Raw genomic sequence first — 23490 nt, forward strand, 5'->3', positions numbered from 1 at the left:
TCCGCTCGGCAAATTGAAATACGGGACATTTCCGGTCCTGTTCCTTCTATCATTTCTTTGGCGCATCCCCAATAATGGAGGCTGTCAGAGTGATCCGTGTCCCATCTGGGAGGCATCGCTCACGCAACAGGAGTCGATGATGGTCACACAGTTCAGCCAGGAACACGCCAACCCAGCCATGGGAGTCCGGCCATGAATGTGAAAAAATTTACCGCGCCGACCTCGCGCGATGCGCTGCGCAAGGTGCGTGAAGCGCTCGGTCCGGACGCCGTGATCCTGTCGAACCGCCAGGGCGATGGCGTGGTGGAGATCCTCGCGCTGGCCAATGATGACGCCGCCTCGCTGTCCTCGCCGCCGGCTGCCTCCGAAATGTCGCAGCCGCGGCCGCAGTTGCAGACCCAGTTTGCCGTGCCGCAGCGCCCGTCCGCGCCGCCGCCCCGTCCCGCCCCGGCGCCTGCCGAAGGCCTGGACATGGCGCGCATGCAGCAGATGATGACCAGCGCGCTGGCGCATGTGAAAAAGAATGCCTCGGCCGATATCGACGGCATGATGAATGAAATCCGCGCCATGCGCGGCATGATGGAAACCCAGTTGGCCGAAATTTCCTGGAGCGCCACCCAGCAGCGCGAGCCGCAAAAAAACGTGGTGCTGCGCGAAATGCTGGCGGCCGGTTTTTCGGCCAGCCTGGCGCGCTACCTGATCGACAAGCTGCCGGCCGGGCTGGACGGCGCGCAAAGCATGCGCTGGATCAAGACCGTGCTGAGCCGCAACCTGAACACCATGGCCAACGAAGACGCGATGCTGGAGCAGGGCGGCGTGTTCGCCCTGGTCGGCCCGACCGGTGTCGGCAAGACCACCAGCACCGCCAAGCTGGCCGCGCGCTGCGTGATGCGCCACGGTCCGGAAAAACTGGCCCTGATCACCACCGATGCCTATCGTATCGGCGCCCACGAGCAACTGCGCATCTACGGCAAGATCCTCGGCGTGATGGTGCATTCGGTCAAGGACGAGGCCGACCTGCGCATCGCCCTGAAAGAACTCAAGAACAAGCATACGGTGCTGATCGACACGGTCGGCGTGAGCCAGCGCGACCAGATGGTCACGGAACAGGTGGCGATGCTGTCGGGCGCCGGCGCCGATGTGAAACGCCTGCTGTGCCTGAACTCGACCGCGACCCAGGAAACCCTGAACGAAGTGGTGCGCGCCTACCAGGGCAGCGGCCTGGCCGGCTGCATCATGACCAAGCTCGATGAGGCGGCCTCGATCGGCAATGTGCTCGACGTGGTCATCCGCCAGAAACTCAATCTGTTCTACGTCTCGAACGGCCAGCGCGTGCCGGAAGATCTCTATCTGGCCGACCGCGGCTACCTGATCGACCGCGCCTTCAAGCTCAAGCGCGATTCCGCCGCGACCCAGTTTTCGGACGACGAACTGCCGCTGCTGATGGCCCAGGCCGCCACCCGCAACAATGAAGCACGCGGGGTGCACGGTGGCTAATTTTGATTTCGACCAGGCCGAAGGCTTGCGCCGCATGCTCGCCGGCGCGCAGCCGCGCGTGCTGACGTTTTTGTCGGCCACGCCGCAGGACGACAAGGGCGCGATGCTGGTCAACCTCGGCGCGTCGCTGGCGCATGCCGGCAATGAGGTGCTGCTGCTCGACGCCAGCACCAGCGGCGACGGTGTCGCCTCGCGGCTGGGCCTGGCGCATGGCGCCACTTTGCTCGACGTGGCGCGCCAGCAGTGCGGCCTGAACCAGGTGATCCACCAGGTGCCGCAGGGCTTCGGCGTGGCCAGTCTGGGCGCGCGCGACCATCTGATGGACGGCCCCGGCTATGCCAGCGAGGACGAGGCGCGGCGCCTGGCCAAGACCTTTGAAGTGATGGCGCGCCAGGCCGGCATCGTGCTGGTCGACGGCGACATGAGCATGGCCGGGCAGGGCGGCGCCTGCTTCCCGGTGCCGATGATGGCCAGCGCCGATATCGTGGTGCAGGTCTCGACCAGCGCCACCTCGATCAAGGCCGCCTACTGCCTGATCAAGCGCCTGAACCAGGAATTGGGCCGCCGTCCTTTCGGCATTCTCGTCACCGGCGCTTCCGAAACGGAAGCAAAAGTGGTATACGATAATATGGCACAAGCGGCAAGCCGCTACCTGGCCGTGAAACTGACGTCGATGGGCTCGGTTCCGGCCGATGAATACCTGCATCGCGCGGCGCGGCTGGGCCGCAGCGTGATCGATGCGTTTCCGCTGGCTGGCGCATCGGTGGCGTTTCGCGGACTGGCCGAACGGCTGGCCCGCTCGGCGGCGCCGGTGCTGGGCACCACCTTGTACCAGACGGGGAGTCCACACCATTTCAGCGCCTGATGATTTTGCAGCATTCTCACAAGATAATAATAAGTAGCCTATGTACACGGTCAAAGGGAAATCGAACAAGGATCATTTGCTGACGGAACACATTCCGCTGGTAAAGCGCCTGGCGCACCACATGAAGGCCAAGTTGCCGCCTTCGGTCGAGGTCGACGACCTGATCCAGGCCGGCATGATCGGCCTGCTCGATGCCATCACCCGCTATGAAGAAACGCATGGCGCGCAGTTCGAGACGTATGCCGTGCTGCGCATCCGCGGCGCCATGCTCGACGAGTTGCGCACCAGCGACTGGCTGCCGCGCAGCATGCGCCAGAACATGCGCAAGATCGAAGAGGCGATGAGCACCTTGCAGCAGCGCCTCGGCCATCCGCCGACCGAATCGGAAGTGGCCAAGCTGCTCAAGATCTCGCTGGTCGATTATCAGGAAATGCTGGGCGAGGGCGGTGGCCACCAGCTGGTCTATTATGAAGACTTCCATGATACGGACGGCAATGACAGCTTCCTCGACCGCCATTGCGTGGACGAGGACAGCGACCCGCTGCGCTCGCTGCTCGATACCGATTTCCGGCAGTCCGTGATCGACGCCATCGACGCGCTGCCGCCACGCGAGAAAATACTGATGAGCCTGTATTACGAGGAAGAGCTCAATCTCAAGGAGATTGGCGCCGTGATGGGCGTGTCCGAATCGCGCGTGTCGCAGCTGCACACCCAGGCCGTCGCGCGCCTGCGCGCAACCTTGAGGGAGCAGGCGTGGACTGGTCCAGCGTAATCGGGCTGGCCCTGGCGCTGGCGGGCCTGCTGGTCGGCCAGGCGCTCGAAGGCGGCAAGATGGCCTCCTTGCTGCAGCCGGCCGCCTTCGCCATTGTCGTGATCGGTACCTTTGGCGCGGTGCTGCTGCAAACCCGCTTGCGCACCTTCGTGCGCGGGCTGGAAATGCTGCGCTGGGTATTTTTTCCGCCTGCGGACATGCGTGCCGAACTGGGCCGCGATATCAGTCAGTGGAGTTTGACGGCGCGCCGCGACGGCACGCTGGCGCTGGAACGCATGATGGAAAGCACGGCCGACCATTTCAACGCCAAGGGCCTGCGCATGATCGTCGACGGCATCGCGCCCGACAAGCTGCGCCAGGTGCTGGACGTGGAAATCACCGCCTATGAACTGGCCGAACGCCAGGCCGTGAAAATCTGGGAATCGGCGGCCGGCTATTCGCCGACCATCGGCATCCTGGGCGCGGTGCTGGGCCTGATCCACGTGATGGAAAACCTGACCGACCCCAGCAAGCTCGGTGGCGGCATCGCGGTGGCGTTCGTGTCGACCATCTACGGCGTCGGCCTGGCCAACTTGCTGTTCCTGCCGGTGGCCAATAAATTGAAAGCCATCGTCTCGCGCCGCGTGGTGCAGTATGAAATCACGGCCGCCGTGTTCTACGATATCGCCACCGGCGACCATACGCGCATCATCGAAGAGCGCGTGGCCAGCCTGCTTCATGAGCACTGAGCGAGCATTGACCATGATGCGGCGCGCGCGCAGGAAGTATGACGAGGAGCCGGACAACCAGGACCGCTGGCTGATTTCCTACGCCGATTTCATCACCCTGCTGTTCGCCTTTTTTGTCGTCATGTATGCGATTTCGCAGGTCAATGAAGGCAAGTACCGCGTGTTTTCCGATGCCATCGGCACCGCCTTCAGCCTCGACAAGGGCGCGCCGCCGATCCAGATGGAAGCGCCGCAGGCGATCCCGCTGCCGAACCCGGCCCTGAAACGCCGTACCGAAGCGATCCGCCGCGAGCGCGAACACATGACGCGCCTGGCGCAGGACCTCACCTCGACCCTGGCGCCACTGGTGAAAGAAGGCAAGGTGCGCGTGACCCAGACCAGCCGTGGCGTCAGCGTGGAAATCAATGCCAGCGTGCTGTTCGATCCGGGCGCGGCCGGCCTGACGGCGGAATCTGACCAGGCGCTGCGCGCGGTGGCCGTGCTGCTGCGCGGCGACGCCCACAATGTGCAGGTGGAAGGCCATACCGACATCCAGCCGATCAGCAATTCCACCTTTGCCTCGAACTGGGAACTGTCGTCGGCGCGCTCCAGCGCCGTGGTGCGCCTGTTTATCGCCAGCGGCGTGCAGGCTTCGCGCCTGACGGCGGTCGGCCACGCCGACAATATCCCGGTCGCCGACAACGAGACGCCGGAAGGGCGGGCACGCAACCGCCGGGTCGCCGTGACGATTTTGTCCGGCATTGCCGACACGGTGACGGAAGTGCCGACCGCGCCGGCGCCTTTGCCTGGCAACCCGCAATAATCAGGCTGCGGCTGGCCTTGCCGCTTGCTACAATCGCGGCATCTTTGTTCTTTATATCCCCATCATGAAAAGCAGTTCCCAAGGCGGCCTGGTCTATTCCACCGAAACAGGCCGCATGTGCCCGGCATGCCGCCAGCCGCTGGCGCTATGCACGTGCAAGGCCGCGGCAAAAGCGGCACCGGTCGGCGACGGCGCCGTGCGCGTGGCGCGCCAGACCAAGGGCCGTGGCGGCAAGAACGTGACCATCGTCAAGGGCTTGCCGCTGGACGCCATCGCGCTGGCCCTGCTGGGCAAGCAGCTGCGCACGCAGTGCGGCTCGGGCGGCACAGTCAAGGACGGCGTGATCGAAGTGCAGGGCGATCACGTGGCCGCCATCATGGCGGCGCTCGTGAAACTGGGGCACAAGCCGAAACAGGCTGGCGGCTGAACGGTAACCCCGCCAGCCCATGCGCCCCTTTCCCGCCCTGATGGTCGTCGCGCTGCCTGTGCTGGCGGCGCTGGCCTATGTCTGCTGGCCGGCGCCCGAGGTGGCCCCGGCCGTGCTGACGCCGGCATCCACAGGGAACAGCCTGTCGTCGTATTTCAATCTCGACGCCAGCCCGGCGCCTGCGCCCGCATCCGCCCAGGCAAGCGCCGCGCCCGGCCTGGAGCAGCAACTGGCGCGCCTGGCCGCCAGCGGCAGCCCGGACGACGCCTATGCCGCCTACAATCTGCTCGACGATTGCATCGTGTTCCAGAAAGAAGGGCGCTTGCCGGCGCTGGAATTCGACCGCGGCAGCGAGATGACGGCGGACGAAAAATCGGCGCAGCAGCACCTGTGCGCGGACCTGACGGAGCGCCAGAAAGGCGCCCGTCTCGATTTCCTGGCGCTGGCGGCCAAGGGCGGCGTGGCGGGCGCCAGCACGCGTTTTTTTTATGAAGGCCCTTTCGGTGACCGCAGCGCCCTGCGCAGCCGGCCCGATGATCCACTCGTGCTGGCGTGGAAACAGCAAGCGGTCGCGCAACTGACGGCGCAAGCCGAGCAGGCCGAGCTGTCCAGCCTCAGCACCCTGATGATGGCTTACCTGGCCGATGGCGAGGTGGTCAGGAAAGACGCGCCGCTGGCGTATGGCTATCTGCTGGCCCTGCGCATGGTGCATGACGATATCCTCACGCCCGGCACCGTCAATCCCTACCAGGACAGCTACTGGCACTGGCTGCGCGATGAACTGTCACCGGAGCAGCAGGCCGCCGCCGTGAGCCGTGCCAATGCCATCGCCGCCCGCTTTCGCCAGCATGCGGGCCGGCCCGCCCATGGTTAAAGTGTCGGCTGTGCCCGGCGCGCGCCTGCCCGGCCTGGATTTGTTGCGCGCGCTGGCCATCGGCTGGATCATGCTGTATCACCTGGAAAGCCATGGCCCGCGCTTTCCCGGGCCCTTGATCGGCTTTGGCTGGATCGGCGTCGACCTGTTTTTCGTGCTCAGCGGATATCTTATCGGCTGGCAGCTGCTGCGGCCGTGGGCCAGTGGCGAGGCGCCGGCCTGGCGGCCATGGTGGCGCAGCTTCATGCTGCGCCGCGCGCTGCGCATCCTGCCGGCTTATCTCACGGTGCTGGCGCTGTATGTGCTGTTCCCCGCCACGGCCGAAGCCGACCGGATGCGGCCACTGTGGCAATTCCTTACCTTTACCGTTAACCTGCTGCCGGCCAGCATGGACCAGCGCGCTTTTTCCCACGCCTGGTCGCTGTGCGTGGAAGAGCATTTTTATCTGCTGCTGCCGCCCATCGTCTGGTGGCTGGCGCGGCGGCCCTGCCTGGCCAGAACGGCCGCCGTGGTGCTGGGGGTGTTCCTGGGCGGCATGCTGCTGCGCGCCTGGCTATGGCGGCAGGAACTGGCGCCGCTGGCGGGCCAGGCGGCGTATGTCCCGGCCTTCATCACACACATCTACATGCTCAGCTACACCCGTCTCGACGGCTTGCTGGCCGGCGTGCTGCTGGCGGCCGTGCGTGGCTTTCGCCCGGCCTGGTGGGCGTGGCTGATGGCGCGCGGCGTGGCACTGCTGGCGGCAGGCACGGCCGGCCTGGGCGCCGCCATGTGCCTGCTGCAGGGCGTGCCCGGCCTTGCCGGCATCGTCTTTGGCTATCCGCTGTTGTCCGCCAGCCTGGCCTGCCTGGTGCTGGGCTGCATCAGCGAACACAGCTTGCCCGGCCGCTGGCGCCTGCCCGGCGCCCATGCCCTGGCCACTCTGGCGTTCAGCCTGTATCTGACGCACAAGCAGGTGTATCACGCCATCGACGCTGCCATGGGGGACTCCCTGGCGGCGTCTTCCATGTTGGCATTTTGCGTCTACAACGGCGCGGCGCTGCTGGCGGCGGCGCTGTTGTATTGCCTGGTGGAGCGGCCAGGATTACGCTGGCGTACCTGGCTGGAAACGCATCATTTGCCAGCGGTCGCCGTCGCTGGCAGTGCCGCTTTTGCGGCGCCACAGTCCCAGGCCGACCAGGCCCAGCCCCGCTAGCAGCATGCCGTAGGTGCGTGGTTCGGGCACGGCCAGGGTCAGCGAAATGTCCAGCAGGGAATCGCGGATGCCGGTGCCGGTCGCCACCAGGGTATAGGTACCCGGCCCCAGCAGGCCGCCGAAGGTGGAGTGGGCGAAGCCGCCCAGCACGCCGACAAAGTCGTCCGATTGCAGCAGGGTGTTGGTGGCGTCGAACAGGTCGATATTCACGCCGACCAGGCGCGGGCCGAAATCGGAGGCGGTGTTGACCAGCCAGGCGGCATTGCCGGAAAAGTACTCGACGCCGTCGCCGACGGTAAACGTGGTCGTTTGCGACAGCGCGCCCCGTTCCGTGGTGAAGGTGTCGATCACCAGCGAGTCTTGCGACAGCAACGGGGTTGCCACGACGGCGTTGGCAACGAGGTTGCCATAACGTACCACTTCCGTGTCGGCCTGGGCCTGGGGTGCCAGCAGGCTGCAGCCTAACAACAGCGCCGCGCTTGCCCGCGATAGTGCGATAGCGTTCATATTCATGCTCCTGTGTGCGATTGATTGGGTACGCCTGCGCCGGGGCGCCGGGCGCGATGCAAGGCAACAACGTCAACCGAGGAGATGTTTTTTTGTCAGCGGGAAAAGTCCGCCTGTTTGAGGTGCGGCGTGCCAGACATGAGCATACGGCGCCGCGCGCAGATGACTTTGCGCGGGCGCAAACGGGTGGTATGTAGACATTGAAACAATTAATGTATTTTCAAGAATGCCGGCACGCTATCATATTGAACCGATATCAGGAGTGGATCAACAATGTTGAAATCGTCAGTCTGGAGCTTGCCACCGTCGGCGCCGGGCCTCGCTGCGGTTCGGGCTCGCATGGCACAGCGTCCGAAGACAGGTGCCATGGTACTGGGTTTGTGTGCGGGCTTGCTCAATGTGTGCATTTGCGTGCCACTGGCGTTACTGGCCTTGAATTTGTTTAAGCTTGAACAACTAGGTGGTTCGGCAGCTGCAGGCCTGGAAGGCGCTGGCATGGCAAAGCTGTTCTGGGCTGCGGTGGTGTTTGCGCCGTTGACCGAGACCGTAATTGGACAATGGCTGCCCATCGAATTGATGCGCCGATTTGGCGTGCGTGCGCAGTATTGCCTTCTGGCCAGTGCAGCACTGTTCTCTTTCGGGCATGTCCTGAATGGTGCTGGTATTTTGCACGCCAGCATGACGTTCATCGGCGGACTGGCCTTCGCAACAAGTTATCTGGTGGCGCGCAACTTTGGGGCACGGCCTGCCTGGCTGGCGGCGGCCACGGCGCACGCATGCAGCAATGGCTTGTTGCTGTTTGTGATAGAACCCTTGTTGCCGCTTCCCTGAGCTGTTACCAACCGGGCATAGGCGCTATCAGCCGATAACGACGCGGCGATGGGTGGTATTGCTGGTGGTCTGGCCGCTGGGGCCGTAGAAGTTGCCGCTTTGGGCGGCCGGGCGCATGGCGCCGAGTGCGCCCTGGGTGTGCAGCAGGTGTTTGTTGACCAGCAGGCTGTTCAGGCGATTCTGTTCCTTGGCGGCGCGCGTGGTGTCGAGCAGCGCCTGCCATGCCGGTGCCGCTTCCGTCTCGCCGGTGGCGGCCAGCCAGCCGTCCATGCCGTCTTCGCCGGCGGCAAAACCGGCGGCGGCCAATGCCTGGTGGCGTTGTTGCGCCAGCTGGCTCAATTGTCCGATCAGCGCTGTCTTGCGCACCGTAATGTCCGAAATTGCATCGATATCGGCTGCAACCAGATGCAGCTGTTCCTGCTTCATCAATGCCAGCAGTGTGGTCATGAGCTCATGCTCGTCGCGCAGGCTGGAAAACGGAGTCACGGATTGCATGGAGGAACCTATCTATTTCGTGAGTGCAGCAGGTCCTTGACCGTGTCGAGGAGACCGTCCGCCACTTTTTCAGAATTGACCTGGAACTGGCCGTCGGCAATCGCGAGTTTGATGCGTTCGACTTTCTTGGTGTCGAACACGCTATTGCTGCTGGTCGTTGCACTGGTCGCCAGTGCCTGTCCTTGCGGCGACAGGCGTACGCTGTCCGACGATGCCGGGGCAGCTTGCGCCTTCTCGGTGTTGCGGGCGCCGGACGTGGCCGCCGGCGTGACCGGCAAGCCGGGATTGCTTTTTATGTTATCGGTAATTTTCACAACGTGATCCTCGTCTGGTCGAAGTCAAAAAACTCCGGGATATGAGTCTTTATCGGCCACTAATCCTGAAACTTTAGTGTGCCAGACCACAATATCGCTGTCCATACAAGTTTATTTCAGCCGTCACAGCGGCCTAGAATGCCACCTCCACCAGGCCGCCCGCGCGCGCCACGCCGCTGATCTGCTGACCGCCCTGGGTCCGTACCTGCACCACCTGGCCATCGCCGGCGTTGCCGATGGCGCGGCCTTCTGATGCTACTTGGAAACCATTGCCGCTGGACACTACCCGGACCAGCTGGCCCTGCTTGACCACCGGTGGCCGGCGCAGGGTGTCGGTGCGCATCGGCGTGCCCGCCGGCAGCGACATATTGGTGCTGGCGCCCACCACTTGTTCCATATTGGTGGCGATTCCGGCCGGCAATGCCGCCAGGTCGCCCTGCATCGTCACCAGCTGGCTGGCGTCTATCGTCTGTCCTTGCGCCAGCGGCACGGCGCTGGCGATATAATCGCCCACCACCGCCACATTGGCTTGCAGGTAAATCGTCCAGTTGGCCGGCGCGGTGCAGCGCACGCCCACCGTGCTCTTGCCCCAGGCGCGGCTGCCCGGCGCCATGAAGGCTTGCGGCGCGGGGCAGGCGGCCAGGTTCAGTCGCGGGTCGACCGCACCGACCGTGACGGTGACCTGGCCCGGCAGGCCATTGCTTTGCACTTGCAGGAATTGCTGTACCGTCTGCCGCAGCGCTTCCGGCGACTGGCGGCCGGCAGTTTGCGCTTGCGCCGGCGTCAGTGGCGCCAATGCAACAAGTACTGACAGCAGCGAGAGGAATGTTTTTTTCATGATGATAGGCCTCTGGAATACTGCCATGATAGTCGCGCCGGCGGTCCTTGAAGCGTGGATTAAGGGGCGAAAGTGTGGTCTGATCCGACGATGGTATTGCTACCGAGAATCGTACTATCATTCCTGTCATCATATATATCGCCATCCTTCCGCCATGAGGCGCCAGTGGCGGACCTTTCCGGAGCCTGACATGATAGGGAAACTCGACGATTACCTGCGCTTCCACGAGTCTGCGCTGAGCTTGCGTTCGACACGCCAGGAATTGCTCGCCTCGAATATCGCCAACGCCGATACACCCAACTACAAGGCGCGCGACGTCGATTTCGCCAGCGCCCTGAAAGGCGTGCTGGCCCGCAGCGAGGGCGTGGCGCCGGCCCTGACTGGCACGGCTGCGAAGCATCTGCCAGGCAACGGCGTGGCCGCCGGCACCGCCACCGGCGCCAAGGTCGAAACCATGCCGGATGGCACGCCGCTGCTGTACCGCGCACCGGCCCAGGGCGCCGTCGACGGCAATACGGTCGACATGGACCTGGAGCGCAATGCCTTTGCCGACAATGCGATTCGTTATGAAGCGAGCATCACGCTGCTCAATTCGCAGATCAAGAGCATGCTGACGGCCATCCAGGGAGGACAATAATCATGTCGCTATTTAATATTTTCAATGTTTCCGGTTCAGCAATGAGCGCCCAGGCGCAGCGCCTGAACACCGTGGCCAGCAACCTGGCCAATGCCGACAGCGCCACCAGCGCCAGTGGCGAAGCCTACCGCGCCAAGCAGGTGGTGTTCGAAGCCGTGCCGCTGGCCAATGGCGGCACCGCCGTCAAGGTACAGAAGGTGATCGAAGATCCTTCGCCGATGAAGCTGGTGTACGACCCGAAGAATCCGCTGGCCGACGACAAGGGCTATGTCACCATGCCCAACGTCAATACCGTCGATGAAATGGTCAATATGCTGTCCGCGTCACGCTCCTACCAGACGAACGTGGAAACCATGAACGCGGCCAAGTCGCTGCTCCTGAAAACACTCACCCTCGGCCAATAAGGCCTGATTGATCATTATGGCAACCATCGATACCAGCACTCCCGCCGTCACCACCGATCTGATGGCGACGATGAATCCGAAGAAAACCACGGCCGCCGCCGGCAGCGTGGAAGAGGACACCAATAAATTCCTCACCTTGCTGGTCACGCAGCTGCAAAACCAGGACCCGATGAATCCGCTCGACAATGCGCAGCTGACCAGCCAGCTGGCCCAGCTGTCGACGGTGACCGGCGTCAACAAGCTCAATTCGACTCTGGAAACCTTGAAAACCAGTTACCAGCAGGCCGAATCGATGCAGGCAGCCAATATCATCGGCCATGGCGTGCTGACGGCCGGCAAGGGCATTACCTTGAGCAAAAGCGCCGCCCTGCTGGGCGTCGACCTGGCGACGGCGGCCGACAATGTCAAGGTCGTCATCTATGACGGCGCCGGCAAGGAAGTCCATTCCATTGATCTGGGCGCCCAGGCGGCCGGTACCTTGCCGCTGGGCTGGAACGGCGAAACCGGCGAAAAAGATGCGGAAGGCAAGGCCATCGTGCTGGCCGACGGCGCGTATACCTTTGATGTCGTGGCCACGCGCGGCGGTGAAAAACTCAAGGACGCCACCGGCCTGACCTTCGGTTCGGTGGCCAGCGTCTCGACCGGCACGGCCGGCGTGAAATTGAATGTGCCGGGCGTGGGCAGCATCAGCATGGCCGACGTGAAGCAGATCTTGTAAGTGTTGCAAAACCCCTTTGCAGCCTGAAACCCGCTGCTCCCTGACCCTCTAACGAAAAAATTCCTTACCAGGAGCAAACAATGTCTTTCCAACAAGGCCTGAGCGGCTTGAACGGCGCCGCCAAATCGCTGGACGTCATCGGCAACAATATCGCCAACTCGGGCACCGTCGGTTTCAAGCAGTCGCAGGCGCAGTTTGCCGATATCTACGCCAGCTCGCTGTATGGCGTGTCCGGCAACCAGGCCGGCATCGGCGTGGCGGTTTCGCAAGTGACGCAATCATTTACCCAGGGTAACCTGGAAACCTCGGCCAATCCGCTCGACATCGCCATCAACGGCGGCGGGTTTTTCCGCACCAACGCGGGCGGCACCATCCAGTATTCGCGCAACGGCCAGTTCCAGGTCGACAAGAACGGCTTCATCGTCAATGCCCAGAACGCCCAGCTGACCGGCTACCCGGTCGACGCCAACGGCAAGGTGCTGGCCGGCGCGCCGGTCGCGCTGCAGATCGACCCGGGCGACATGAGTCCGCAGGCCACCACCAAGGTCGACACCCAGATCAACCTCAATTCGAATTCGGAAATGCCGACCACGGTGCCGTTCAGCATGAACCAGCCGACCTCGTACAACAAGCAGATCCCCGTCGCCGTCTACGATACGCTGGGCAATGCGCACACCATGTCGATGTTCTACGTCAAGACCGGCACCAATACCTGGGACGTGTATACCGCCTCCGATGACTTGGAAGTGACCAGCGGCAAGGCTGCCGCGGCGCTGCAGACCGATCCCGCCGCCCTGGCCGCGCGCACCGCCTACCAGGCCGCCGTGACCGCCGTGCCGCAGGTGCCGGCCAATGTCGCCAGTGCCGCGATTGCCTATGCCAATGCGGCCGGCGCCGCCGTCACCACCGCCGCCGGTACCGCCGGCGCCAGTACCGCGCAACTGGCCGCGATTGCCGCCACCTATGGCAGTGCGGTGGCCAACGGCGTCAATTCGACCCGCACGCCGGACCAGATCGACGCCGCGATTGCCGCCGCCACCGTGGTGCCTGCCGTGAAGACCGCTTCGCTGATCTTCAACAGCGTCGGCAGCCTGGACAAGGCCGCCATGCTGGCGCTCAATCCGCCGCAAACCTTGCCGATCGATGTCACCCTGCCGATCATCCCGGCCACCGGCGCCAACGGCACCCTGGCGATCAAGGTCGATTTCAGCAACTCGACCCAGCTGGGGATCGCCACCAGTGAAAAGAAAACCGTGGCCGACGGCTATGCGGCCGGCCAATTGAGCCGTTTCGTGGTGGGCGTCGACGGCATCATCCAGGGCCAGTACAGCAATGGCCGCACGCGCGACCTGGGCCAGGTGATCGTGACCTCGTTTACCAATCCGAATGGTTTGCAGCCGCTGGGTAACAATGCCTGGGCGGAAAGCTCGACCTCGGGCAGCCCCATCATCGGCGAACCGGGCACCGGCACCGCCGGCAGCCTGCGCTCGTCGGCGGTGGAGGTCTCGAACGTCGACCTGACGGCCGAGCTGGTCAACATGATCACCGCCCAGCGCGCCTACCAGGCCAATGCGCAGACCATCAAGACGCAGGATTCGATCCTGCAGACCCTCGTGAATCTGCGGTAATACAGCAAGGAGCAGCACATGGACCGTCTTATCTACACCGCCAGCTCGGGTGCCAAGCACATCATGGAGAAGCAGGCGACCACCGCCAACAACCTGGCGAACGCGACCAGCACGGGCTTTCGCGCCCAGCTCGACTCGTTTCGCGCGGTGCCGGTGGTGGCCGACGGCATGATGCCGACGCGTACCTTTGTCGTCGATTCGACGGTCGGCACCAACTTCGAGCAGGGGCCGATGATCCATACCGGCCGCGCGCTCGACGTGGCGGTGGAAAACAATGGCTGGATCGCGGTGCAGTCGGCCGACGGTTCGGAAGCCTATACCCGCAACGGCGCGCTCAAGCTCAACGAGAACGGCATGCTGCAGACCCAGTCCGGCCTGATGGTGCAGGGCGATACGGGGCCGCTGGCGGTGCCGCCCGGCGTGACGGTGGCGATCGCCGGCGACGGCACCATCGGCACGATTTCCACCGACGTGCCGCCGGGGCCGTCGACCGTGCTGGGCCGCATCAAGCTGGTCAACCCGCCCGAGCAGATGCTGGTGCGCGGCGACGACGGCCTGTTCCGCGTCAAGGATGGCAGCGTGCCGCCGGCCGACCAGACCGTCAAGCTGACCACCGGCGCCCTGGAGGGCAGCAATGTCAGCCCGGTCGACTCGATGGTGACCATGATCGCGCTGGCGCGCCAGTTCGAAACACAAATGAGCCTGCTCAAGAATGCCGAGAACAACGCGGCGAAAGCCACCCAGATCCTCGCTTTGAATTGATAGGGCGGGCCGCATAATGGTCGAATAGAAATTATCACAGGGCCTGCGCGCGCTGTTATTGGAGAAAAATCATGATACGTTCCCTTTGGATTGCCAAGACCGGCCTGGAAGCGCAGCAAACGCAGATGGACGTGATCGCCAATAACCTGGCCAACGTCAGCACCACCGGCTTCAAGAAATCGCGCGCCGTGTTCGAAGATTTGCTGTACCAGAACGTGCGCCAGCCTGGCGCGCAATCGTCACAGCAGACCCAGCTGCCATCGGGCCTGCAGATCGGTACCGGCGTGCGCACCGTCGCCACCGAACGCATCCATACTCAGGGCAACCCGCAGGCGTCCGGCAATTCGCGCGACGTGATGATCAACGGCACCGGCTTTTTCCAGGTGCTGCTGCCCGACGGCGCCACCGCCTACACCCGCGACGGCTCGTTCCAGACCGACGCCAACGGCCAGCTGGTGACCTCCGAAGGCTTCGTGATCCAGCCGGCGATCACCGTGCCGACCAATGCCCTGAGCCTGACGGTGGCGCGCGACGGCACCGTCTCGGTGACCTTGCCCGACACGGTGGCGCCCTCGCAGATCGGCGCGCTGCAACTGACCACCTTTGTCAATCCGGCCGGCCTGGAATCGAAAGGCGAAAACCTGTACATGGAAACCGGCGCCTCGGGCGTGGCGCAGACCAATACGCCGGGCACCAATGGCGCCGGCATCCTGCTGCAAGGCTATATCGAAACCTCGAACGTCAACGTGGCCGAGGAAATGGTCAACATGATCCAGACGCAGCGCGCCTACGAAATCAACAGCAAGGCCATCACCACGTCCGATCAGATGTTGCAGAAACTTTCACAGCTTTAATCAGCTTCACTATTCAGTTGTCATGCCATCCGCCTGGCGGATGGCAGCGGAGGCCCACCATGCTTTACCCCATCATCGCCCTCGTCGCGGCAGCCGTCTTGTCCGGCTGCGCGGTTACCCCCACCTCGATCGTGCCTTACCCGACCACGACCCGCGCACCATTGCCGGAACCGGTGGTGGCCACCAATGGCGCCATCTACCAGCCGTCGACCTACCGCCCGGCCTTCGAAGACCGCCGCGCGCGCCACGTGGGCGACACCCTGATCATCGCGATTACCGAACGCACCAACGCCGTCAAGTCGGGCGCCAGCTCGGGCAACAAATCGAACAGCGCCAGTTTCGGCACGCCGGGCCTGCTGCAGGGCCGCTTCGGCGGCACGGTGGCGGTGGAAGGCAAGCTCAGCAACGCGGCTGGCGACAACCAGTCGGCCAGCAACACCTTTTCCGGCACGATCGGCGTGACGGTGATCGAGGAACTGCCGAACGGCAATCTGATCGTGGCCGGCGAGAAACAGATCGCCATGAACAAGGGCACCGAATTCATCCGTTTCTCGGGCATGGTCAATCCGGACACGATCGGCATCGGCAACGTGGTGCCGTCGACCCAGGTGGCCGACGCGCGCGTCGAATACCGCACCAACAGCCAGATCGACCGCGCCGAAATGGCCTCGATGGCCTCGCGCTTCTTCCTCAGCCTGCTGCCGTTCTGATCATGGCGACCGTGACTTTCCCCCGTTTGCTGGCCGCCTGCGCACTGGCGGCATCGCTGCTCGCGCCGCTGGCGCAGGCCGAACGCCTGAAAGACCTGGCCAGCATCGCCGGCGTGCGCCAGAATCAGCTGATGGGCTATGGCCTGGTGGTGGGCCTGGACGGCAGTGGCGACCAGACCACGCAGACCCCGTTTACCATCCAGAGCGTGGCAGCCATGCTGCAGCAGCAGGGCATCAACCTGCCGCAAGGCTCCAGCCTGCAACTGAAAAACGTCGCCGCCGTGATGGTGACGACGGCCTTGCCGGCGTTTGCCCAGCCGGGCCAGCTGCTCGACGTCACCGTGTCGTCGATGGGTAACGCGAAAAGCTTGCGCGGCGGCACCTTGCTGATGACGCCGCTGAAGGGCGCCGATGGCCAGGTATATGGCATGGCGCAGGGCAATGTGCTGGTCGGCGGCGTGGGCGCGCAGGCGGCCGGCAGTTCCGTGACCGTCAATCATTTGAGCGTGGGGCGCATCTCGGGCGGCGCCACGGTCGAGCGCAGCGTCGCCAGCGCGGTGGGCGCCAACGACATCATCCGCCTCGAATTGAACGCCACCGATTTCGCCACCGCCAGCCGGGTGGTCGAGGCCGTCAACAGCCGCTATGGCCCCGGCACCGCCGCCGCGCTCGACGGGCGCGTGATCCAGGTGCGCACGCCCGCCGGCAGCGACCAGCGCGTGGCCTTTCTGGGCCAGCTCGAAAGCATCGAAGTCAACCCGGCCCGCCTGGCCGCCAAGGTCATCATGAACGCGCGTACCGGTTCGGTGGTGATGAACCAGTCGGTGACCCTGGAAACCTGCGCCATTTCGCACGGCAACCTGTCGGTGACGATCAATACCGAGCCGCAGGTCAGCCAGCCGCCACCCTTGTCGGGCGGCACCACGGTCGTCACGCAGACGGCGCAGATCGATATCAAGAAGGAACCGGGCAAGGTGATGCTGGTCAAGGGCGGCGCCGCGCTGTCCGATGTGGTGAAAGCCCTCAACGCCATCGGCGCCTCGCCGCAGGACCTGCTGGCCATCCTGCAGGCCATGAAGGCGGCAGGCTCCTTGCGCGCCGAACTTGAAATCATTTGATCGAGGGCATGCCATGATCAGCCAGACCGACCTCAGCAATACCGCCGCCTACGATGTGAAGGGCATGGATGGCTTGCGCCAGTCCGCCAAGGCGAAGGACCCTGCCGCGCTGAAAGAGGCGGCCACGCAGTTTGAAGCCATGTTCATCAACATGATGATGAAAAGCATGCGCGACGCGTCGCCGCAGGACGGCATCATGGACAGCCAGCAAAGCAAGATGTACACCTCGATGCTGGACCAGCAGACCAGCCAGAGCCTGGCCAAGCGCGGCACCGGCCTGGCCGATGTGTTGTTGCGGCAACTCTCTTCGACTTTGACGCCAGCCGTCGATGGCGAGGCCGAGGCGGCCGCATCGCCGCGTTCGTCGAGCATGGCGGCGGCGCTGGCCGCCTTCCGCCAGCAGCAGGGCGCGGCAACCGACGGCGCCACGGCCACCACCGCGACCGGGGCCGGCAGGACATTGAGCGACAAGGCCAATGCCACCCAGGCGCCGCATGTGCGCGCCTTCCAGGAAAAGCTGGGCGTGCACGCGGAAGAGGCCAGCCGGAGCACCGGCATCCCGGCCAAGTTCATGCTGGGCCAGGCGGCGCTGGAAACGGGCTGGGGCAAGCGCGAAATCATCGGCCGCGACGGCAGCAGCAGCCACAACCTGTTTGGCATCAAGGCCACCGGCGACTGGAAGGGCAAGGTCACGGAGGCCGTCACCACCGAATACGTCAACGGCAAGGCGCAGCGCAAGGTCGAGAAATTCCGTGCCTACGACAGCTATGCGGATAGCTTCAAGGATTATGCACAGTTAATCACTGGCAACAAACGCTACGAAAAAGTCCTGGCCGCCGCCGGCGACGCCAGCGCCTTTGCGCAAGGCCTGCAAAAGGCCGGCTATGCCACCGATCCGAATTACGCTGCCAAACTAACAAAAATCATCAAGGGTTCGCTGGTCGGCTAAGGTTGGCGGCAGCCTCTCGTCAACGCCGGCTTCAAGTTTTCGCCACGGCTGCCGTAAACTATCAGGACAGGAACCTACAAAGACACCATGACCTCGAATCTACTCAGTATCGGTAAAAGTGGCTTGCTCGCAGCGCAGGTGGGCCTGTCGACGACCGGCCATAACATCACCAACGTGAACGTGGCCGGCTATAACCGCCAGACGGTGGAGCAGCAGACGTCGAATGCCAACTTCGCCGGTTACGGCTATGTGGGCACGGGCACGGAAGTGTCGCAGATCAAGCGCCAGTACGACAGTTTCATGTCGACCCAGGTCAATGCCGCGCAAAGCACCACCAGCTCGCTGAACGCCTATTACACGCAGATCAGCCAGATCGACAACCTGCTGGCCGACTCGACGGCCGGCCTGTCGCCGTCGCTGCAGGATTTTTTCAAGGGCGTGCAGGATTTCAGCTCGAACCCGTCACTGGTCTCCTCGCGCCAGGCCCTGCTGTCGAGCGCCAGTTCGCTGACGGCGCGCTTCCAGAGCCTGAGCGGCCGCCTGTCGGAAATCGGCGCCGGCGTCGATTCGCAAATCACCTCGAACGTGGCGGTGATCAATACCTACGCCAAGCAGATCGCCGAACTGAACACCTCGATTTCGCAGCTGACGGTCGACCCGCAGACCCAGCCGAACGACTTGCTGGACCAGCGCGACCAGCTGGTCAACGAACTCAACAAATACGTCAAGACCACGGCGCAGCCGGGCTCGAACAACACGATTACCCTGTCGATCGGCTCGGGCCAGCCGCTGGTGGTGGCCAACCGCAGTTTCGAGCTGGCCGCCACGCCGTCGCTGACCGACCCGAACCGGGTCGAAGTGGGCTATGTCACGGGCAAGAACGTGACCATCCTGCTGGAAAACGCGCTGACGGGCGGTTCGCTGGGCGGCCTGCTGGAGTTTCGCAGCGGCACCCTGGACCGCGTGCAAAATTCGCTGGGCAAGGTTGCCGCCGCCCTGGCCACCACCTTCAACGAGCAGCACAAGCTGGGCCAGGACCTGAACGGCGACATGGGTGGCGATTTCTTCAAGATCCCCGACCCGCAGATCGGCGCGAGCCGCCTGAACAGTGCGTCGAGCACCACCGTGCTGTCGGCCAAGATCAGCGACCCGAGCGCGCTGACGGCCAGCGACTACAGCCTGAAATACGACGGCAACAACTATGTGGTGACGCGCCAGACCGACGGCGCGCGCACCGTCATCAATCCGTATCCGCAAACCACGCCGCAAACCATCGATGGCGTCGATTTTTCGATTTCGGGCACGGCCGCCGAGGGCGACAACTACGTCATCAGGCCGACCGCCAATGTGGCGGCCGGCCTGGGCGTGCTGATCAACGACCGCAACAAGCTGGCCGCGGCCTCGCCGATCACCACCGGTGCGCCAGTCAGCAATACCGGCAGCGGAAAATTGTCGGCCGGCACTATCGACAAGACTTACCTGGAAGCGGGCAATACCTTGAGCTCGCCAGTTACCCTGAGCTACGACAAGGCCAGCAATGCGCTCAGTGGCTTTCCTGCTGACAAGGCCGTCACCGTCAAGGGCCTCGACGGCAACAGCACCACGTATCCGGCCGGCACCGCCAGCATTCCGTACAAGGAAGGCGACAATTTCAGCTTCGGCGGCATCAACGTGGCCATGACGGGCGTGCCGGCGAATGGCGACAAGTACACTATCGCGCCGAATACGGGCGGGGTGGGCGACAACCGCAATGCGGCGGCGCTGGCAGCCTTGCAGACCACCAATATCCTCGACGGCGGCAAGGCCACCTTCCAGGGTTCGTATGCGGAAACCGTCAGCTTTGTCGGCAACAAGACGCGCGAAGTGCAGGTCAGCGGCCTGGCCAGCCAGGCCCTGCTGGAACAGACCACCAGCCAGCAGCAGGCGGTGTCGGGCGTCAACCTCGATGAAGAGGCGGCCAATCTGTTGCGCTACCAGCAAGCTTACCAGGCGTGCGGCAAGGTCATGCAGATTGCCAGTACCCTGTTCGACGTGGTCATCGGCCTCGGACGCTAATCATTATTTTGCAGCGGCATCGCCGCCGCCATCAGGAAGGGCAGCATCATGCGCATCAGCACACGAATGATCTACGAGCAGGGCAGCACCCAGCTGAACAATTTGCAGAGCGCCTTGAACCGCACGCAGATGCAGCTGTCGACCAACCGCCGCAACCTGACGCCGGCCGACGATCCGATCGCGTCGGCGCGCGCGCTGGAAGTGACGCAGTCGCAGGCGCTCAATACCCAGTTCGTGACCAACCGCTCGAACGCCACCAATTTCCTGTCGCAGGAAGAGCTGGCGCTGAAAAGCACCACCAATCTGATCGCCGACGTGCAGGAACTGGTGGTCAAGGCCGGCAATCCGGGCTTGCGCGACGAAGAGCGCGCCACCATCGCCAAGGAATTGGAAGGGCGCATGACCGACTTGCTGGGCATTGCCAACACCTCCGACGGTTCCGGCGGCTATCTGTTCGGCGGCTATAAGTCGAGCACCCAGCCGTTCAGCCAGACGCCGACCGGCGCCGCCTATGCGGGCGACCAGGGCCAGCGCGAGCTGCAGGTGGGCTCGTCGCGCTTCCTGGCCACCAGCGATTCGGGCGCCGCGGTGTTTGAAAACAATATGACGGGCAACGGCAAATTTACCGTCACCCCCGACAGCGGCAATTTTACGCGCGGCGGCGCCGGCATCGTCACCAGCAGCACCGTCACCGATGCCAGCAAGCTGACCGGCAACAAGTACGAAATCAAATTCAGCGTCACCGGCACCGGCGACGCCGCCGTCACCAGCTACACCATCAATGACCTGACCCTGGGCCAGACGGTGCCCAATCCGGCCGTGCCGGTGGCCTACAAGGCCGGCGACGCGATCAATTTCGATGGCCAGCAGGTAGTGATCAGCGGCAAGCCTGGCGACCAGGACAGCTTCGGCGTGGCGCCCAGCGCCAAGGAATCGCTGTTTACCACCATGACCAACCTGATCGGCGCGCTGCGTACCTCGGGCAATGGCGACGCCGGCCAGGCCCGCCTGGCCAATAACCTGAGTTCGGCCAGCAGCATCCTCAGCACGGCCTACGACAATGTGCTGTCGGTTACCGCCGAAGTGGGCGCCCGCATGAAGGAACTCGATTACCTGGCCAGCTCCGGCGACGACCTGGACCTGCAATACTCGGCCACCTTGTCCGACCTGCAGGACCTGGACATGGTCAAGACCGTGTCGCTGTTCACCCAGCAGCAGATTACCCTGCAGGCGGCGCAGAAAACCTTTACCCAGGTGTCGGGCTTGTCGCTGTTTAATTACATCAACTAAGCTGCGCCGGTAGCGCAGCCGGCAAGCCGGGGCAGGAAGTCTCTTCCGCCCCGGCTTTTTTTGTGCGTGGAGGGGATATGCAGGCTAACTGTGCAGTTAGACTGTCGATATGTTATACTTGAGGCCGTTAAACGCACCAGCGTCCTCATGTCCACTACCGAACACCACGAACAAGTCCTGCTGCTGGCCGGCGAATTGCGCATCCAGGTGTGCAAGCTGCGCCGGCGTTTGCGTGAAGAAGCGCATATCGCCGACGTCACGCCCTCGCAGGCATCGGTGCTGAGCCGGCTGGAGCGCGATGGCCCGGCCACCGTCAGCAGCCTGGCGCGCGCCGAAGGCATGCGCCCGCAGTCGATGGCCGCCACCGTGCAGGCCCTGGGCGACGCGCAGCTGGTGACGGGTTCGCCCGATCCGCTCGACAAGCGGCAGACCATCCTGACGCTGACCGACCATTGCCGCGCCCTCGTGAAAGCGAGCCGCGCGGCGCGCGAGGACTGGCTGGCACGCACCATCGAAAGCCGGCTGACGCCGGACGAAACAGCACAACTGCAGCAGGCCATGGCGCTGCTGAAACGCTTGGCGGACTGATCCGTCAACAAACTGACCCAGGCTAGGAGGCCCCCTCACCAGATGCTCAATACTTTCCGCTCGCTCAAGAATCCCAATTACCGTATCTGGGCCGGTGGCGCCCTGGTCTCGAATGTCGGCACCTGGATGCAACGCACCGCGCAAGACTGGCTGGTGCTGAGCGAACTGACCCAGCACAACGCCAGCGCCGTCGGCATCGTCATGGCGCTGCAGTTCGGCCCGCAATTGCTGCTGCTGCCGCTGACCGGCATGGCGGCGGACCTGCTGGACCGGCGCAAATTGCTGCTGTTCACGCAAGCGGCCATGGGGCTGTTGGCGCTGGGCCTGGGATTGTTGTGCATCAGCGGACGGGTAGAGCTGTGGCATGTGTATGTGTTCGCCTTTTTGCTGGGCTGCGTGACGGCGTTCGACGCCCCCGTGCGCCAGACTTTTGTCTCGGAAATCGTCAGCGAGGAAGACCTCGGCAACGCCGTGGCCTTGAATTCCACCTCGTTCAACGCGGCGCGCATGCTGGGGCCGGCCGTGGCGGGCCTGTTGATCAGCAGCGTCGGCACCGGCTGGGTGTTCATCATCAATGCCTTCTCGTTTGCCGGCGTGATCGGTTCGCTGTTGCTGCTGCGCACCTCGCTGCTGCGCCGCGCGCCGCGCCTCAAGGCGGCGCGCGGCAGCCTGCTCGAGGGGTTCCGCTATGTCAGCGGGCGGCCCGACCTGGTGTCGGTGCTGCTGATGCTGTTTTTGATCGGTACCTTCGGCCTGAATTTCCCGATCTTTTTATCGACCATGTCGGTCACGGCCTTCCATGCGGGCGCCAGCCAGTATGGCGTGCTCAGTTCCATCATGGCTTGCGGCTCGGTGGCCGGCGCCTTGATGGCGGCCGGGCGCGACAAACCGCGCCTGGCGCTGCTGCTGGGCGCCGCCGCCCTGTTCGGCTTCGGCTGCGCGCTGGCCGCCGTGATGCCCAATTACTGGCTGTTCGGCATCATGCTGGTGATCATCGGCATCGCCGCGCAGACCTTTACCACCACCGTCAACAGCGCGGTGCAGCTGTCGACGGCACCGGCCATGCGCGGGCGCGTGATGGCCATCGTGCTGGCGATCTCGGCCGGCGGCACGCCGCTCGGTGCGCCGATTGTCGGCTGGGTCGCCGATGTGTTCGGTCCCCGCTGGGCGCTGGGCATCGGCGCCTTGTCCGGCTTTGCGGCAGCCGCCGTCGGCGTGCGCTACCTGGTGAAATACCACGGCCTGAAACTGCGTTTCGACAGCCAGCGCTGGCGCTTTGCGCTCAGTGGCGGCCAGCAACATTAAGAAGGCCCGACTGTTGATGCTTGGACTGCTGCAGTAATTGGCGTGACTGTCGCCACATCTGCCACCTGCGGCGTTGGGCCGGCACATGGAACAGGCACTTGGCGCGCGTTGCCGCTGGCCTGGCTCATCGGCTTTCCTTTCGCGATCATTGCGGCGCTTGTCTTCGGCTTGCCTGTCGCGTTTTTGTTTTGGACGCTACGCTTGACGCGGTAGCCAGATGACTCAACGAGCGCTCCAGGAAGACGCTACACTACCAAACACCGGCTCAACGATTTAAACAGGTGTTGCGTTGACCGATTGAATCCGCAACCATAAGCGGACGTTGCG

General features: G+C 63.8%; 26 protein-coding genes. 22 read left to right on the forward strand and 4 right to left on the reverse strand.

The genetic code is table 11. The features are described from left to right. The first annotated feature begins 192 nt into the window (after positions 1 to 192). The 8 genes from flhF (at position 193) to ACP7B7_RS00430 (ending at position 7160) form a co-directional block, all read left to right on the forward strand. Positions 193 to 1497 carry a flagellar biosynthesis protein FlhF gene (gene flhF, locus ACP7B7_RS00395; RefSeq protein WP_426075398.1) on the forward strand — a complete coding sequence of 435 codons (1305 nt, stop codon included), beginning with the start codon at positions 193 to 195 and terminating at the stop codon, positions 1495 to 1497. Then, positions 1490 to 2362, forward strand: coding sequence for a MinD/ParA family ATP-binding protein (locus ACP7B7_RS00400; protein WP_426075399.1), 873 nt, complete (start codon positions 1490 to 1492; stop codon positions 2360 to 2362). The genes flhF and ACP7B7_RS00400 overlap by 8 nt, the downstream gene beginning before the upstream one ends. 40 nt (positions 2363 to 2402) lie before the next feature. Further along, positions 2403 to 3134 (forward strand): RNA polymerase sigma factor FliA, encoded by a 732-nt coding sequence (locus ACP7B7_RS00405; protein WP_426075400.1) that lies wholly within the window; start codon positions 2403 to 2405, stop codon positions 3132 to 3134. Further along, positions 3116 to 3862, forward strand: coding sequence for a flagellar motor protein (locus tag ACP7B7_RS00410; protein ID WP_426075401.1), 747 nt, complete (start codon positions 3116 to 3118; stop codon positions 3860 to 3862). The genes ACP7B7_RS00405 and ACP7B7_RS00410 overlap by 19 nt, the downstream gene beginning before the upstream one ends. Positions 3863 to 3878: 16 nt before the next feature. Continuing rightward, a complete protein-coding gene (motD, locus tag ACP7B7_RS00415) occupies positions 3879 to 4664 on the forward strand; it encodes a flagellar motor protein MotD (RefSeq protein WP_426075605.1) in 786 nt (261 codons plus the stop codon). 64 nt (positions 4665 to 4728) lie between these two features. Next, entirely contained in the window at positions 4729 to 5091 is a 363-nt protein-coding gene (locus tag ACP7B7_RS00420; protein ID WP_426075402.1) for a translation initiation factor Sui1, read from the forward strand. A gap of 19 nt (positions 5092 to 5110) precedes the next feature. Beyond that, the gene (locus ACP7B7_RS00425) at positions 5111 to 5965 is read left to right on the forward strand and encodes a hypothetical protein (protein WP_426075403.1); all 855 of its coding nucleotides are present in this window, start codon (positions 5111 to 5113) and stop codon (positions 5963 to 5965) included. Further along, a complete protein-coding gene (locus tag ACP7B7_RS00430) occupies positions 5958 to 7160 on the forward strand; it encodes an acyltransferase family protein (RefSeq protein ID WP_426075404.1) in 1203 nt (400 codons plus the stop codon). The genes ACP7B7_RS00425 and ACP7B7_RS00430 overlap by 8 nt, the downstream gene beginning before the upstream one ends. Here ACP7B7_RS00430 and ACP7B7_RS00435 read toward each other — a convergent pair. Further along, positions 7050 to 7667 carry a PEP-CTERM sorting domain-containing protein gene (locus tag ACP7B7_RS00435; protein ID WP_426075405.1) on the reverse strand — a complete coding sequence of 206 codons (618 nt, stop codon included), beginning with the start codon at positions 7665 to 7667 and terminating at the stop codon, positions 7050 to 7052. The two genes, ACP7B7_RS00430 and ACP7B7_RS00435, sit on opposite strands and share 111 nt — an antisense overlap. Before the next feature lie 339 nt (positions 7668 to 8006). On the opposite strand from ACP7B7_RS00435, the gene ACP7B7_RS00440 reads away from it, so the two are divergent. Continuing rightward, positions 8007 to 8498 (forward strand): hypothetical protein, encoded by a 492-nt coding sequence (locus ACP7B7_RS00440; RefSeq protein WP_426075406.1) that lies wholly within the window; start codon positions 8007 to 8009, stop codon positions 8496 to 8498. Between the two features lie 27 nt (positions 8499 to 8525). Here ACP7B7_RS00440 and ACP7B7_RS00445 read toward each other — a convergent pair whose 3' ends face one another. The 3 genes from ACP7B7_RS00445 to flgA form a co-directional block, all read right to left on the reverse strand. Beyond that, on the reverse strand, positions 8526 to 8993 hold the full coding sequence (locus ACP7B7_RS00445; protein ID WP_426075407.1) for a flagella synthesis protein FlgN: 468 nt from the start codon (positions 8991 to 8993) through the stop codon (positions 8526 to 8528). A gap of 8 nt (positions 8994 to 9001) precedes the next feature. Further along, a complete protein-coding gene (gene flgM, locus ACP7B7_RS00450) occupies positions 9002 to 9307 on the reverse strand; it encodes a flagellar biosynthesis anti-sigma factor FlgM (protein WP_065306830.1) in 306 nt (101 codons plus the stop codon). Positions 9308 to 9440: 133 nt separating this feature from the next. Beyond that, on the reverse strand, positions 9441 to 10145 hold the full coding sequence (gene flgA / locus ACP7B7_RS00455) for a flagellar basal body P-ring formation chaperone FlgA (protein WP_426075408.1): 705 nt from the start codon (positions 10143 to 10145) through the stop codon (positions 9441 to 9443). Positions 10146 to 10335: 190 nt separating this feature from the next. Between flgA and flgB the strand changes: the two genes are divergently transcribed. The 13 genes from flgB to ACP7B7_RS00520 all read left to right on the forward strand — a co-directional run bounded on the left by flgB (position 10336) and on the right by ACP7B7_RS00520 (position 23163). Continuing rightward, the gene (flgB, locus tag ACP7B7_RS00460) at positions 10336 to 10782 is read left to right on the forward strand and encodes a flagellar basal body rod protein FlgB (protein WP_426075409.1); all 447 of its coding nucleotides are present in this window, start codon (positions 10336 to 10338) and stop codon (positions 10780 to 10782) included. A gap of 2 nt (positions 10783 to 10784) precedes the next feature. Further along, complete coding sequence (gene flgC / locus ACP7B7_RS00465) at positions 10785 to 11186, forward strand: flagellar basal body rod protein FlgC (RefSeq protein ID WP_152243586.1); 402 nt, start codon at positions 10785 to 10787, stop codon at positions 11184 to 11186. Between the two features lie 16 nt (positions 11187 to 11202). After that, entirely contained in the window at positions 11203 to 11904 is a 702-nt protein-coding gene (locus tag ACP7B7_RS00470) for a flagellar hook assembly protein FlgD (protein ID WP_308924898.1), read from the forward strand. An 80-nt stretch (positions 11905 to 11984) separates the two neighbouring features. Continuing rightward, positions 11985 to 13532 carry a flagellar hook protein FlgE gene (locus tag ACP7B7_RS00475; RefSeq protein ID WP_426075410.1) on the forward strand — a complete coding sequence of 516 codons (1548 nt, stop codon included), beginning with the start codon at positions 11985 to 11987 and terminating at the stop codon, positions 13530 to 13532. Between the two features lie 18 nt (positions 13533 to 13550). Next, the gene (locus tag ACP7B7_RS00480; RefSeq protein ID WP_426075411.1) at positions 13551 to 14294 is read left to right on the forward strand and encodes a flagellar basal body rod protein FlgF; all 744 of its coding nucleotides are present in this window, start codon (positions 13551 to 13553) and stop codon (positions 14292 to 14294) included. A 71-nt stretch (positions 14295 to 14365) separates the two neighbouring features. After that, a complete protein-coding gene (gene flgG, locus ACP7B7_RS00485; protein WP_426075412.1) occupies positions 14366 to 15148 on the forward strand; it encodes a flagellar basal-body rod protein FlgG in 783 nt (260 codons plus the stop codon). Positions 15149 to 15207: 59 nt separating this feature from the next. Next, entirely contained in the window at positions 15208 to 15858 is a 651-nt protein-coding gene (locus tag ACP7B7_RS00490) for a flagellar basal body L-ring protein FlgH (protein WP_426075413.1), read from the forward strand. Between the two features lie 2 nt (positions 15859 to 15860). Beyond that, positions 15861 to 16976 (forward strand): flagellar basal body P-ring protein FlgI, encoded by a 1116-nt coding sequence (locus ACP7B7_RS00495; protein WP_426075414.1) that lies wholly within the window; start codon positions 15861 to 15863, stop codon positions 16974 to 16976. A gap of 13 nt (positions 16977 to 16989) precedes the next feature. Then, positions 16990 to 17925 carry a flagellar assembly peptidoglycan hydrolase FlgJ gene (gene flgJ, locus ACP7B7_RS00500; protein WP_426075415.1) on the forward strand — a complete coding sequence of 312 codons (936 nt, stop codon included), beginning with the start codon at positions 16990 to 16992 and terminating at the stop codon, positions 17923 to 17925. Between the two features lie 87 nt (positions 17926 to 18012). Then, positions 18013 to 19980 carry a flagellar hook-associated protein FlgK gene (gene flgK / locus ACP7B7_RS00505; protein WP_426075416.1) on the forward strand — a complete coding sequence of 656 codons (1968 nt, stop codon included), beginning with the start codon at positions 18013 to 18015 and terminating at the stop codon, positions 19978 to 19980. Between the two features lie 48 nt (positions 19981 to 20028). Next, positions 20029 to 21270 carry a flagellar hook-associated protein FlgL gene (gene flgL / locus ACP7B7_RS00510; protein WP_426075417.1) on the forward strand — a complete coding sequence of 414 codons (1242 nt, stop codon included), beginning with the start codon at positions 20029 to 20031 and terminating at the stop codon, positions 21268 to 21270. A gap of 147 nt (positions 21271 to 21417) precedes the next feature. After that, the gene (locus ACP7B7_RS00515) at positions 21418 to 21858 is read left to right on the forward strand and encodes a MarR family winged helix-turn-helix transcriptional regulator (RefSeq protein WP_426075418.1); all 441 of its coding nucleotides are present in this window, start codon (positions 21418 to 21420) and stop codon (positions 21856 to 21858) included. 42 nt (positions 21859 to 21900) lie between these two features. Beyond that, positions 21901 to 23163, forward strand: coding sequence for an MFS transporter (locus ACP7B7_RS00520; RefSeq protein ID WP_426075419.1), 1263 nt, complete (start codon positions 21901 to 21903; stop codon positions 23161 to 23163). The last annotated feature ends 327 nt before the right edge of the window (positions 23164 to 23490 follow it).

The organism is Janthinobacterium sp. PSPC3-1 (assembly GCF_049896105.1).
Classification (GTDB): Bacteria; Pseudomonadota; Gammaproteobacteria; order Burkholderiales; family Burkholderiaceae_D; genus Janthinobacterium.